The sequence below is a fragment of the Bradyrhizobium mercantei genome, from assembly GCF_001982635.1.
GTDB lineage: Bacteria > Pseudomonadota > Alphaproteobacteria > Rhizobiales > Xanthobacteraceae > Bradyrhizobium > Bradyrhizobium mercantei.
The window spans coordinates 549,370-561,821 of record NZ_MKFI01000005.1 but is presented as its reverse complement, the minus strand read 5'-3'; the positions used below and the strand labels follow the sequence as shown (position 1 = coordinate 561,821).

At 65.8% G+C, this 12,452-nt stretch carries 15 protein-coding genes; 5 read left to right on the top strand and 10 right to left on the bottom strand.

Going from position 1 to position 12,452, the window contains the following annotated elements; all coding sequences use genetic code 11:
• Positions 1-62: 62 nt before the first annotated feature.
• Positions 63-815, bottom strand: a complete 753-nt coding sequence (locus BI327_RS25280) for a class I SAM-dependent methyltransferase (RefSeq protein WP_076863982.1) — start codon at positions 813-815, stop codon at positions 63-65.
• Positions 816-999: 184 nt separating this feature from the next.
• Between BI327_RS25280 and gloB the strand changes: the two genes are divergently transcribed.
• Entirely contained in the window at positions 1,000-1,767 is a 768-nt protein-coding gene (gene gloB / locus BI327_RS25275; protein WP_076863981.1) for a hydroxyacylglutathione hydrolase, read from the top strand.
• Positions 1,767-2,225: a cupin domain-containing protein gene (locus BI327_RS25270; protein WP_076863980.1), complete on the top strand. Its 459-nt coding sequence runs from the start codon at positions 1,767-1,769 to the stop codon at positions 2,223-2,225. The genes gloB and BI327_RS25270 overlap by 1 nt, the downstream gene beginning before the upstream one ends.
• Positions 2,226-2,358: 133 nt before the next feature.
• Here the strand turns inward: BI327_RS25270 and yddG are convergent, their stop codons facing one another.
• The 4 genes from yddG to BI327_RS25255 all read right to left on the bottom strand — a co-directional run bounded on the left by yddG (position 2,359) and on the right by BI327_RS25255 (position 5,701).
• Positions 2,359-3,231 (bottom strand): aromatic amino acid exporter YddG, encoded by an 873-nt coding sequence (yddG, locus tag BI327_RS25265; protein ID WP_076863979.1) that lies wholly within the window; start codon positions 3,229-3,231, stop codon positions 2,359-2,361.
• Between the two features lie 312 nt (positions 3,232-3,543).
• Entirely contained in the window at positions 3,544-4,269 is a 726-nt protein-coding gene (phbB, locus tag BI327_RS25260) for an acetoacetyl-CoA reductase (RefSeq protein ID WP_076863978.1), read from the bottom strand.
• A 53-nt stretch (positions 4,270-4,322) separates the two neighbouring features.
• A complete protein-coding gene (locus BI327_RS43580) occupies positions 4,323-4,451 on the bottom strand; it encodes a hypothetical protein (RefSeq protein WP_283807811.1) in 129 nt (42 codons plus the stop codon).
• Between the two features lie 71 nt (positions 4,452-4,522).
• On the bottom strand, positions 4,523-5,701 hold the full coding sequence (locus BI327_RS25255; RefSeq protein WP_076864280.1) for an acetyl-CoA C-acetyltransferase: 1,179 nt from the start codon (positions 5,699-5,701) through the stop codon (positions 4,523-4,525).
• A 313-nt stretch (positions 5,702-6,014) separates the two neighbouring features.
• Here BI327_RS25255 and phaR point away from each other — a divergent pair, with 313 nt between their 5' ends.
• The gene (gene phaR / locus BI327_RS25250) at positions 6,015-6,608 is read left to right on the top strand and encodes a polyhydroxyalkanoate synthesis repressor PhaR (protein WP_076863977.1); all 594 of its coding nucleotides are present in this window, start codon (positions 6,015-6,017) and stop codon (positions 6,606-6,608) included.
• Between the two features lie 162 nt (positions 6,609-6,770).
• On the opposite strand, the gene BI327_RS25245 is transcribed toward phaR, so the two are convergent.
• Complete coding sequence (locus tag BI327_RS25245; protein WP_076863976.1) at positions 6,771-8,462, bottom strand: putative bifunctional diguanylate cyclase/phosphodiesterase; 1,692 nt, start codon at positions 8,460-8,462, stop codon at positions 6,771-6,773.
• A gap of 219 nt (positions 8,463-8,681) precedes the next feature.
• Here BI327_RS25245 and BI327_RS25240 point away from each other — a divergent pair, with 219 nt between their 5' ends.
• A complete protein-coding gene (locus BI327_RS25240) occupies positions 8,682-8,966 on the top strand; it encodes a hypothetical protein (protein ID WP_076863975.1) in 285 nt (94 codons plus the stop codon).
• Positions 8,967-8,981: 15 nt separating this feature from the next.
• Here BI327_RS25240 and BI327_RS25235 read toward each other — a convergent pair whose 3' ends face one another.
• From BI327_RS25235 to mtgA, 4 genes are all read right to left on the bottom strand, one after another.
• A complete protein-coding gene (locus BI327_RS25235) occupies positions 8,982-9,452 on the bottom strand; it encodes a YybH family protein (RefSeq protein ID WP_076863974.1) in 471 nt (156 codons plus the stop codon).
• 19 nt (positions 9,453-9,471) lie between these two features.
• Positions 9,472-10,095 (bottom strand): hypothetical protein, encoded by a 624-nt coding sequence (locus BI327_RS25230; protein ID WP_076863973.1) that lies wholly within the window; start codon positions 10,093-10,095, stop codon positions 9,472-9,474.
• Between the two features lie 207 nt (positions 10,096-10,302).
• Entirely contained in the window at positions 10,303-10,488 is a 186-nt protein-coding gene (rpmF, locus tag BI327_RS25225; RefSeq protein ID WP_021077536.1) for a 50S ribosomal protein L32, read from the bottom strand.
• A 159-nt stretch (positions 10,489-10,647) separates the two neighbouring features.
• The gene (mtgA, locus tag BI327_RS25220) at positions 10,648-11,319 is read right to left on the bottom strand and encodes a monofunctional biosynthetic peptidoglycan transglycosylase (RefSeq protein WP_076863972.1); all 672 of its coding nucleotides are present in this window, start codon (positions 11,317-11,319) and stop codon (positions 10,648-10,650) included.
• 200 nt (positions 11,320-11,519) lie between these two features.
• On the opposite strand from mtgA, the gene BI327_RS25215 reads away from it, so the two are divergent.
• Entirely contained in the window at positions 11,520-12,440 is a 921-nt protein-coding gene (locus BI327_RS25215; RefSeq protein ID WP_076863971.1) for a polyprenyl synthetase family protein, read from the top strand.
• Positions 12,441-12,452 lie beyond the last annotated feature (12 nt).

Genomic DNA, 12,452 nt, shown 5'->3' with positions numbered 1-12,452 from the left:
CCCGTCTCACATTCGCGCTGCTCATGTGAGCCGACCCTCCCCCTCCAGGGGAGGGTGCGCTCTTACGACTCCGAGTGGCTTGATTTGCGCGTCGCGCTCGACGACGGCACCAGCACCGGCCGCAATGACGGGATCAGTTGCGTGCGCTCGCGGCGCGCGGGGATCGCGCGATAGACCTGCTTGCTCGCTTCCACAATATGCACGCCGGCAAACGGCATCGACAGCGCGGCGCCGACGCGCTCCCACGCCATCGCCGAGCGCAGAAACCAGCTGCCTTGCACCGGCGGCATGAACAGCGCCTCGCCCCATGACGCCGGCGTGAACCAGGTCTGCCGCAACAGTTGGGTGATCTGCGCCCGCGAATAGGGCCGGCCATGGCCGAACGGCGTGGCGTCGGTGCGGGTCCAGACGCCGCGGCGGTTCGGGATGATCGCGATCAGCCGCCCCGACGGCGACAGCACCCGCCACACCTCGCGCAGCAGCCGCTCCGGATCGTCGGACATCTCCAGCGCATGCACCAGCAGCACGCGGTCGACCGCGGCATCCGGCAGCGGCATCGAGAATTCGTCGATCAGGGTCGCCAGCGCCGGCCGGCCGGTCGGCCATTTCAGCACGCCCTGGGCCGCCGGCATGAAGGCAATGCAGCGCTCGCAGGTCTCACGGAACAGGCCGAGATAGGGCGTCGGATAGCCGAGGCCGAGCACGCGCTGGCCGTCCGCGTTCGGCCAGCGCGCGCGGATACCGCGGTTGATCAGCTGCCGCGCCACGATGCCGAGGCGCTGCGAATAGAAATCGCGGAGGTCGATGACGTCCATGTTCGCCAGCCTACCATGCCCCCTGTCACCGGGGTGCGCCGAAATTTGCGTTGCCGCCGGAGCGTTAACGCCATATTTCACACCTATATTGGGCGCGTTAAGAGCATGATCCCAAAAAGTGGGCACCGGTTTTTCGAGAAGATCATGCTCTGAAGTGTCCGTCCCGTTTGTTCGTGGAGATATCATGACCGCCGAAATTCGCACCTTCAGCTGCCTCACCGACAATTTCGGGTACCTGATCCACGATCCCGTAACCAAGGCGACGGCGTCGATCGACGCGCCGGAGGCCGGCCCGATCATCAAGGCGCTGGAGCGCGAAGGCTGGACGCTGACCGACATCCTGATCACCCATCACCATGGCGACCATGTCGGCGGCGTCGCCGAGCTGAAGCAGAAATACGGCTGCCGCGTCGTCGCCCCGCACGACCAGTCGGCCAAGATCGCCAATGTCGACCTGCGCGCCGCCAACGCCGACGTCATCAAGGTCGGCAGCCTGCTGGCCCGCGTGGTCGAGACCCCCGGCCATACGCTCGACCACATCTCCTACGTGTTCGACAGCGAGAAGGCGGTGTTCGCCGCCGACACGCTGTTCTCGATCGGATGCGGGCGGGTGTTCGAAGGCACCTACCCGATGATGTGGGACTCGCTTCTGAAGCTGCGTTCGCTGCCGGACGATTTCCGTCTGTATTGCGGCCATGAATACACCGCCTCGAATGTGAAGTTCGCGCTCACCATCGAGGCCGACAACCCGCATCTCCAGGCACGCGCGGCGGAAGTGACCAAGTTGCGCGCCGAGAACAAGCCGACGATTCCCGTGCTGCTCGGCGATGAGAAGAAGGCCAACGTGTTCCTGCGCGCCGACGAGCCTGCGGTCGCGGCCAAGCTGCACATGAAGGGCGCCGATCCGGCGCTGGTGTTCGGCGAGCTCCGCGAGCGCAAGAACAAGTCGTGATGTCACAGCTCTCGGCTGCCGACATCATCGCGCGGCTCGCGCTGAAGCCGCATCCCGAAGGCGGGCATTATCGCGAGACGTTTCGCGACGAACGCGGTGATGCCGATGGACGCGCGCATTCGACCGCGATCTATTTCCTGCTCGCGCGCGGCGAACGCTCGCACTGGCACCGCATCGACGCGGTGGAGATGTGGCACTATTACGCCGGCGCGCCACTGACTCTGAAGATCGCGCGGGACGGCGGCTCGCAGCAACTGATCACGCTCGGCGCCGATGTCGCGCGCGGCGAGCAGCCACAGGCGATCGTGCCGGCGGACGCCTGGCAGGCCGCGGAGAGCAGCGGCGACTGGACGCTGGTCGGCTGCACCGTTGCACCGGGATTCGAATTTTCGACATTCGAGCTGGCGGCGAAAGGCTGGGAGCCGGCTTCGTCCCCGTCATCCCCGCGCAAAGGCTAAGCCTTTGTCGCTGGAGGTGCGAGCGGAGCGACCTCGAAGGATGAACGGCCCCGCTGGTGGCCGTCGACCCTTCGAGACGGCCGCCTTGCGGCCTCCTCAGGGTGACGGTGAAACAGGCTTCGCTCCACCCATCCTACGTTCTTTTTCCCAGCACCATATCCTTCGCCGCGATCAACCCGCCGCCGGCGATCAGAATCGCGGCGATCGCGATGTTGGCGCTCGGCCTGGCGAAACCCGCAGCGATCAGGAACGCGGTCGAGAGCAGCGGCGTGGCGTAGGACGCAGCGCCGAGCACGCGGATGTCGCCGCGCTTCATGCCGATGTCCCAGGCGAAGAACGCAGCCCCCACCGGACCGATGCCGAGCGCGATGACCGCAAGCCATTGCAGCGGGGTCGCAGGCCACACCGTGGTCTCCACCATGGCGTGCACCAGCGCAGCAAGCACCGCCGTCGCGAGGCAGAAGCCCGCGACCGCATCCGTCGGCACCGCCTTGAGCCGGCGCGACATCACCGAATAGGCGGCCCAGACGAACGCCGCGACGAACGCCGCCGCGAAGCCGGGAATCTGCTCCTTGGTGAAGCTGCCGGTGTTGCCGGCGAACAGCAGCACGGTGCCGGCGAGGCCGAGCAGCGCGCCGACGATGTGATGGATCGCAAGCCGCTCGCCCGGCAGCAGCGAGGAGAACAGCACGATCAGCAGCGGCCAGAGATAGTTGAGCAGGCCCGCCTCGGCCGGCGGCGCGAAGCGCAGCGCCAGGAAATACAGCGCGTGATAGCCGAACAGCCCGCCGACGCCGACGACCCAGGCGACCAGCGGCTGCTTCAAGGCGCCGAAGGCGGCCGGACGCAACAGGAAGCTTGCGAACGCGAACGCGGCGCCGATCGCAAAGGTCATGGCGGCGAGTTGGAACGCCGGTATCGCCCCGGTCGCGACCGTCATGACCGACAGCAGCGACCACATCAGGATGGCGGTCAGTCCGACAAGGGTAGCAGTTCGGGTCGTCATTGTCTTATCGTTGCGAGTCAACAGGCTATCACCGTCATCCTGAGGTGCTCGCGTAGCGAGCCTCGAAGGATGCACGGCCCCGCAGCCGCCGCGAGAAAGACCTTGTGTGCGGAAACACCCGGGCCGTCGATCCTTCGAGACGCGCGTTCCGCGCTCCTCAGGATGACGGATTACAGTTCCGAGTGGCTGCCGACAACGGCCCTGCTGATGAAAAGCGTTGCGAAGCAATCCACGCGGCCTCATACCGGAGTGGATTGCTTCGTCGCTAGCGCAAACGCCTGCATTTGTCGCAGGCAATGAATGTAAAAGCGACTAGGCGTGATACTGGCCGCCGTTCACGGTCAGCGTCGAGCCGGTAATGAAGCCGGCATCGTCGGCCGCGAGGAACACCACCGCGCGCGCGATCTCCTCGGGTTCGCCGAGCCGGTTGACCGGAATCTGCGGGATCACGTTCTTCTCGAGCACATCCTTCGGCACCGCCTGCACCATTTCGGTGTTGATGTAGCCCGGGCAGATCACGTTCACGGTGATGCCGCCCTTGGCGTTCTCCAGCGCCAAGGCCTTGGTGAAGCCGATGTCGCCGGCCTTTGCCGCCGAATAGTTGACCTGGCCGAACTGGCCCTTCTGGCCGTTGATGGAGGAGATCGAGATGACGCGGCCGAACTTGCGGGCGCGCATGCCCTCGATCACCTGGCGCGTCATGTTGAACAGCGAGCCGAGGTTGGTGTTGATGACGGCATTCCACTGCTCGAGCGTCATCTTGTGGAAGGCGGTATCCTTGGTGATGCCGGCATTGTTGACGAGCACGTCGACCGGGCCGAGATCGGCCTCGACCTGCTTCACGCCGGCCGCGCAGGCGTCGAACGACGCGACATCCCACTTGTAGACCGGAATGCCGCTCTCCGCCTTGAACTTCTCCGCCGCGGCGTCATTGCCGGCGTAGCTCGCCGCTACGCTGTAGCCCGCCGCTTTCAGCGCCTTGCTGATCGCAGCTCCAATGCCCCGCGTTCCGCCCGTCACCAATGCAACACGTGCCATGTCCGTCTCCTCCTTGGTCGTCTTTTATAACCGGATAACTCCGGTCTCCGCACTCACAACAAAGCGCGATGAGATCGTCGCGCTTCAGCTCCCTTTTTGAGCATGATCTTTTCGGAAAACCGCTCACACTTTTCCGGATCATGCTCGCCTGAAACAAAAATGCCCGGCGCAAAGCCGGGCATCTTTTCTATCAGCTCGCGCCGTGGTTGACAGATGATCTTTTCATCACCTAGCCGGCCTCGCTGCCTTTTGTTCAGTCGCGTGCAACGCACATAGCGATGCCCATGCCGCCGCCGATGCACAGCGTCGCGAGGCCCTTCTTGGCATCGCGCTTCTGCATCTCGTGCAGCAGCGTCACCAGCACGCGCGCACCCGATGCGCCGACCGGATGGCCGATCGCGATCGCGCCGCCATTGACGTTGACCTTGGCCGGATCCCAGCCGAGGTCCTTGTTGACGGCGCAGGCCTGCGCCGCGAACGCCTCGTTGGCCTCGATCAGATCGAGGTCGGCGATGTTCCAGCCGGCCCTCTTCAGCGCCGCGCGCGAGGCGGGAATCGGGCCGGTGCCCATGATCTTGGGGTCGACGCCGGCCTGGCCCCACGAGACGATGCGGGCGAGCACCTTCTTGCCCTGCTTGGCGGCTTCCTTGGCGGTCATCAGCACGACCGCGGCGGCGCCGTCATTGATGCCGGAGGCGTTGCCGGCGGTCACGGTGCCGTCCTTCTCGAAGGCGGCGCGCAGCTTGGCCATCGCGTCGAGGGTGGCGCCGTGGCGCGGATACTCGTCGGCGTCGACCACGATGTCGCCCTTGCGGGACTTGATCGTGACCGGGACGATCTCGTCCTTGAACCTGCCGGCCTTCTGCGCCGCCTCGGCCTTGTTCTGCGAGCCGACCGCGAACTCGTCCTGCTGCGAACGGGTGATCTGGTACTGCTTGGCGACGTTCTCGGCGGTGTTGCCCATGTGGTAGCCGTTGAAGGCATCCCAGAGGCCGTCCTTGATCATGGTGTCGATCAGCTCGAGGCCGCCCATCTTGACGCCGCCGCGCAGATACTGCGCGTGCGGGGCCATGCTCATCGACTCCTGGCCGCCCGCGACGACGATCGAGGAATCGCCGTTGAGCAGCGCCTGGTAGCCGAGCGCCACGGTGCGCAGGCCCGAGCCGCAGAGCTGGTTGACGCCCCAGGCCGGGCTTTCCACCGGGATGCCGGCCGCGATCGAGGCCTGGCGGGCCGGGTTCTGGCCCTGGGCGGCGGTGAGGATCTGGCCCATGATGACTTCGGAGACCTGACCGCCTTCGACGCCGGCACGCTCCAGCGCCGCCTTGATGGCGATCGCGCCGAGGTCGTGGGCCGGCGTGGTGGCGAAAGCGCCGTTGAAGCTACCGACGGGGGTGCGGGCGGCGCTGACGATGACGACATCGTCTGACATGGACATCTCCTATGGGTTGTAGCTGGGTTTCTCGACGGCGGGCGGCCGGTTTGGCGGGCCTGTCTCTTGGTGACTATCCTGTAAACCTCGTTGAGACATGTCAATCGCGCCGACGCGCAAATCGCGCCGCGGCGCACTCAAAATGACGCCCTTGGCACATTCCTGAGCAAATCCTATGCTTTGGAATTAACCGCACAGCACAAAACTGTAGCCGAAGCGCTTTGAAAATGCTTACCTTTGCTGCGATGCGTTGCATTTAGCCCTGCGGCGATGCCGTCGGGGTCCAGGTTCTTCGGTGTTGAAGTGAGAGCCCATGGCAAAATCTGAACAACCGACCACGATCAAGAAATACGCGAACCGGCGGCTCTATAATACCGGTACGAGCACCTATGTGACGCTCGAGGATCTCGCGGCGATGGTGAAGGAAGGCGAGGATTTCCTCGTCTATGACGCCAAGACAGGCGACGACATTACCCGCTCCGTGCTTGCGCAAATCATCTTCGAACAGGAGAACAAGGCCGGGCAGAACCTGCTGCCGACGACCTTCCTGCGGCAGCTGATCCGCTTCTATGGCGACAGCATGCAGATGGTGGTGCCGAAATATCTCGAACAGTCGATCGAGACGCTGACCAAGGAACAGGAGAAGTTCCGCAAGCAGATCGCCGGCGCCCTGAGCGGGACGCCGTTTGCCCCGCTGGAGGAGCAGGTTCGCCGCAACATGGAGCTGTTCCAGCAGACCTTCTCGATGTTCAAGCCGTTCGTGCCGCCGCAGCGCGGCGGCACCGAGGCCGAGAAGGTGCCGGAGCCGACGCCTGACGACGGCAATATCGACGATCTCCGCCGCCAGATGAAGGACATGCAGGAACGCCTCGAGCGCATGTCGCAGCCGGCGAAGAAGGACGAGTAGGGTTCGATCCCATCACCGGGCGGTCTCGCTTTGACTCCGTCACCCTGAGGAGCGCGCAGCGCGCGCGTCTCGAAGGGTCGACGGCCACCAGCGGGGCCGTGCATCCTTCGAGACTCCGCTTCGCGGCTCCTCAGGATGAGGTGCTAACAGCGGCGATCCAAATCACCCTGCCGCCGGCACGGCCTTCTCCGCCGGAGTATTCCACGGCCGGTCCGGCGAGGCGAGGCCGATCAGGCGGCCCTGGATGAAGTCGCAGCCCCATTCGCGCAGCATCACCGCGGCTTCCTCGTCCTGCACCCATTCGGCGACCGTCTTGATTTCAAGACGGCGCGCCAGATCGATCAGCGTCTGCACGAAGGCGCGATCGTCCGCCGAGCGCACGATGTTCTGCACGAAGGCGCCGTCGATTTTGACAATGTCGACGCCGAGCTTGCGCAGGTTGCGGAACGAGGTGTAGCCGGCGCCGAAATCGTCGATCGCGATCCGGCTGCCGAAATTCTTCAGCCGCGTGACGAAGCCGCGGACGTCGTCGATATCCTGGATCGCGACCGTCTCGGTGATCTCGACGATCAGCCGCTCGCCGACGCCGGGATGCGCGCGCATCAAGGATTCGATGGTGGCCCACCAGTCCGGGTCCATCGTGGTGTCGGGCGAGATGTTGAGGCTGAGCTGCACGCCAGGCGCCGAGGCGAGCTCGGCGATCGCAAGCTCCAGCACGCGGTGATCGACCAGCCGGATCAGGCCGAGCCGCTCGGCGACCGGCACGATGTCGGGCGCCAGCAGCGCGCGGCCGTCGTCCTGCTCCATGCGGACCAGGCACTCGTAGAACGCGGGCTGCCGGAGGCGCGCATCGACCACCGGCTCGAAGCCGATCACGATGCGGCGCTCGTTCAGCGCGGTGACGATCTCGTCGGTGACGCGGATATTGACGCGGCGCTGCGCATCGCGCTCGACATTCGGCTTCCACAGCGCGAACGATCCGGCGCGGCGGCTCTTGGCCGCATCCAGCGTCTCCTGGGCGCGATTGACCGCCTCCTCCGCCGACCTGGCGTGGCGCGGAAGCGTGACGGCGCCGATCGATGCCGTCACCGACACCGGGCCGGACTTGGTCGGCACCACCTCGTCCCGCACCGCGGCGAGGAAACGCTCGGCCGCGACATTGGTGTCGTCGACGGTGCAGTTGCGCAGGATCAGGCCGAACTTGTTGCCGGAGAAGCGGCCGAGCATGTCGCCGCTGCGCAGCCGCGCGCGAATTCGCTTCGCCACCTCGGCGATCACGGCGTCCGCGACATCGAAGCCGAAGGCATCGTTGACGCGGGCCAGATGATCGATGCCGATCAGCATGAAGGCGCAGGAGGTGCGGAAGCGGGCACACTCCTCGATCGTCTCGGCGAGCGAGGCGATCAGGTGGGTGCGGTTGAGCTCGCCCGTCAGCGGATCGTGCCGCGACAGCTTCAAGAGCTGCTCGTCGCGCGCGTGCCGTTCATTGTTGATGCGGACGACGCCCTGCACGCGCGACGGCCGGCCGTCGGCGCCGGCAAACCAGCAGCCGGTCTCCTCGATCCAGATCACCGGTGCCGAGGTGATAGCGCGTACGCCGTATTCGATCCGGTAGGGCACGCCCTCGCCGCTCCGCACCGGCGCGGACTGGCCGAGCGCATCCGATCGCACCGAGCGCTGTGGCTCGATCAGCTTTGCCAGTTCGGCGCCGCTCGCGAGTGCCGGGGCCGGGATGTCAGCGAAGACCGTCGCCGCGTTGTCGCTCCACGCAATCGCGTCCGTCGCCAGATCCCAGGCGAATGTCGCTTGGCCGAGCGAGGCGAGGATGCTGGCAGCTGGCGGGACAGGGGACATCGAACATGTCTCGATTTGGGACGGCGCCCAGTGATTCTACACACTCTCAAGATAGTGGTTCCGGCGAATCCAACGCTAGGAGAAGTTGATAAATAATCTGGAAACCACGTTTTCGACCGCCATGGAACGAACTGGGGATGGCGGGCATGACCCTTGCCATGAGGGTGTTGCAGGGGGCGCAAACGTCCCAAACTATGACGCTCCTACGGGTCGCAGGCGATGCCGGATATCGATCAGTCAGAAATCCTCGACGGCGAGTTCACGGACGCTGCCGCGGCGACCGGCACGGCGCTGGTGCCGCTGACCGCGACCACCCATTGGGCGCCCAAGATCCCGCTGCCGCACGGGGATCCTTCATTTCTGGCTCACCTGATCGCAACTGCCGCGCACGAACCGCAGACGCGCGGGCTGCGGCGTGGGTCATTGGCCGACGCGCAGAGCGCCTATGGCCCACACATCGACGAACGCCGCAGCGTGGCGCGGCGGACAAGGCAAATCATCTAGCCAATCGTTTCGCGATCAACGGGCCTTGACGGGCCGATTGCCGTGGCTGTCCTGCGGCACGCCGCGCCGCAGCGACATGTGGGAATGGATGCCGAGCCAGCGACCGTCAGCCTGACGCGCGAGAATGATCGTCGCCCGCCCCGGCCGATCGAAACGGCTGCCGTCGGTGTGGAAGCCCGTGCTGGCCCAGGGCGTGATCACCGTCGCCATGCCGCCATCGGCGCTGATCAGCACCTCCGTATGCGCGAGATCGAAGGCGAAGTCCGCGGTGCGGGGCCAGACATTGTCCCATTGCATCTCGGTCCAGCGCGCGCGGCCGTGGATCAGTTCCTGATAGGTGCCGAACGAGATGATGCCGGAATGCCAGAACGGCCGGGCGGCGGCATAGTCGACCGCCCTGACGCAGGCGGCGAACCGCTCCAGCCAGTCGAAGATCGATCGGGTCGTCGTCGGATCGGCAATCGGAAGGGGCGTTTCTTCGCTCATGACCTTCCCCGAAAACGCTCTAGCGCTGCGGCGGGTCCGACGGCGGCTGGCCGCCCGGCTGCAAATCCGGCGAAGGCACCGTCGGCTTGGGCGCGGGCTGATCGAGCAGCACGGATTCCGCGACCGACGTCGCCGGCGGAACCGGCGCGGCTGGCGGCGGCGCGGCGACAGGCGCGGGCTCGGGCTCGGGCCGCGGTGCGGGCTGCGCGACCGGCGCAGGCGGCGGGGCCTCGGGCTGCGGCTTGCTGACGCTCGGCGCCGGTGTCGCGACCACCGCACGGCGGCGGGTGCGCAGCGCAATGCCGGAAATGAAATCGACCAGCGCCAGCAGCGTCAGCAGGCAATAGGTGGAATTGCCGAACTTCGGCCAGAGCACGAACTCGGCCGCGGCCGCGCCGAACACGATCAGCGACAGCAGATGATCGGTGAGATATTTCGCGCCGGGTCGCGCGCCCTTGATGACCTCGAGCAGCAACAGCAGCACGCCGGCGGCGAGCAGCATGTCGCTCAGCGTGATCTGCCACTGCTCGCCCGACAGCAAGGTCAGCCTGATCAGCGGGTCCGTGAAGGACACGCCCGGCATCAGGAAGGCGATGATGTTGTAGACCGCGAGCGGAACGAGCAGCAGCGGAAAACCGACCATCGGGGCTTGCGCCTTATTCAGGGAGAACCAGCAATGCGGCGATGCTCATTGGCCTCGCCGCGGACGCGCCCGTCTTGACCACACTCGTTGGCCGAATTCAGGCGCAGCGCCGCACCATTGGAGAGCGTGATCTCCGCGCAAACGTATTTTGCGTTTGTCGCGAGGAAAACCGGATCACGCGCTGCGGCGCGAGCGCCGAAGGTCCGATCAGGACTCTTTCTTGGCCTTCAGGACCTGGCGGCCCTTGTACATGCCGGTCTTCAGGTCGAGGTGGTGCGGACGGCGCAGTTCGCCGGAGTCCTTGTCCTCGACATAGGTCGGGGTCTTGATCGCATCGGCCGAACGGCGCATGCCACGGCGCGACGGCGAGGTTTTTCTTCTGGGAACGGCCATGACGGTGTCCTCTAGGGGTGTTGCGGGGGCATCGTCCGAAATGGGGACGAGCGCACAGCGCTTCAAAGCGCCAGCTGCGATGCCGGTAAGGCCGCGCTTATAGAGGAAGGCACTCCGTAAAGCTAGGGCCGGAGACAGCAAAAAGCGCCCGAAATCGGCTCAGGAGCCGCGATTTTCGCGCCAGCAGCGCGTCACGGAGTTGGCCCGGGCCATATAGGTCCCGGACAGCCTGCGGACCCCCGGCCCCGGGTTCCGGGCGCTCCTTTTGACCGGATTCGGCAGGATCGCCGCCATCAGCGCCGCCTCCCGGGGCGACAGCCCTGCCGCCGACCGGCCAAAGGCATATTCGGCGCCGGCTTCGGCGCCAAACTGCCCGGATGGCCCCATTTCCGCGATATTGAGGTAGATTTCCAGGATCCGCTGCTTGGGCAGCACGAAATCGATCCAGAGCGCCAGCGGCAGTTCCAGCCCTTTGCGGATCACGCTGCGGCCGGACCACAGGAACAGGTTCTTGGCCACCTGCTGGGTGATGGTCGAGCCGCCGCGGGCGACCTCACCATCCTCGGCGTCATCGAGCACCTCGCGCAGCGCGCCCCAATCGACGCCCCGGTGCTTGCAGAAATGGGCGTCCTCAGACCCGACCACGGCGCGCGGCAAATAGGGCGACATGGCGCTGAAATCGATCCAATGCCGCGTGACCGGCGCGCCCGTCAGGGTCCGCCACGCCATCAGCGCCGAAACCGGCTGGCCGGTGCGATAGAACGGCGCCACCAGATAGGGCAGCAACAGCAAGGCCAGCAAAACCAGCAATAAAATTCGGACAATGCGCAAGACGAGGGTTTCCGGGGAGGGCGTCTCCAGGAAGGATTTGGCACCCGCCCGCCAGGACACGGCCGGCGCCGTCAGACGTCTGTGGGATAATTCACGGTTTTTCCAGCACTTTTAAGGCGCAATCGGTCGCAGGGCGGGAATTGACGAAGCCGGTCCCATCAACGATTGTCCGGCCGAAAATCGATCTGGAGCAATTCTTAATGACGACCGGTACTGCAGAGTTTTCCAAGCGGCTGGACCAGACCGCGGAGGATACCGAAGCCCTGCTCGCGAAACTGCTGTCCGATGCGACCGAAAGCGACGAGATCGTGCGCCCGAAGCGACTGATCGAGGCGATGCGCTATTCGAGCCTCGGCGGCGGCAAGCGGTTGCGGCCGTTCCTCGCGGTCGAGAGCGCGGCGGTGTTCGGCATCCCGCGCGACTCCGCGCTGCTGGTCGGCGCCGCGCTCGAATGCATCCACTGCTACTCGCTGATCCATGACGATCTGCCGTCGATGGACAATTCCGATCTGCGCCGCGGCCGCCCGACCCTGCACAAGGCCTATGACGACGCCACCGCGATCCTGGCCGGCGACGCGCTCTTGACGATTGCCTTCGACATCATCACCCGCGATGCGATCCACAGCGATGCCCAGGTCCGCCTGCTGCTGACCCGTGCGCTGGCGCGCGCCTCCGGCGTCGGCGGCATGGCCGGCGGTCAGATCCTCGACCTCGCCGGCGAAGGCCGCTTCGGCGACCGCGAGCCGGTCGACGTCGCCCGCCTGCAGCAGATGAAGACCGGCGCGCTGTTGCGTTTCGGCTGCATCGCCGGCGCGATCCTCGGCCAGTCCTCGCCGAAGGAATACCAGGCGCTCGACGATTACGGCAAAGCGCTCGGCGAAGCCTTCCAGATCGCCGACGACCTGCTCGACGTCGAGGGCGACGCCGCCGCGCTCGGCAAGCCGGCCGGCGCTGACGCCGCACTCGGCAAGACCACTTTCGTCACCCAGCTCGGCATCGATGGCGCCAAGCAGCGCGTGCGCGACCTGCTGGCGCGCGCCGATGCGGCGCTGTCGGTGTTCGGCGATCGGGGCGACGTGCTGCGCGCGGCAGCCCGCTTCGTTGCCGAGCGCAAGAACTAGCCAGCGCGCGAC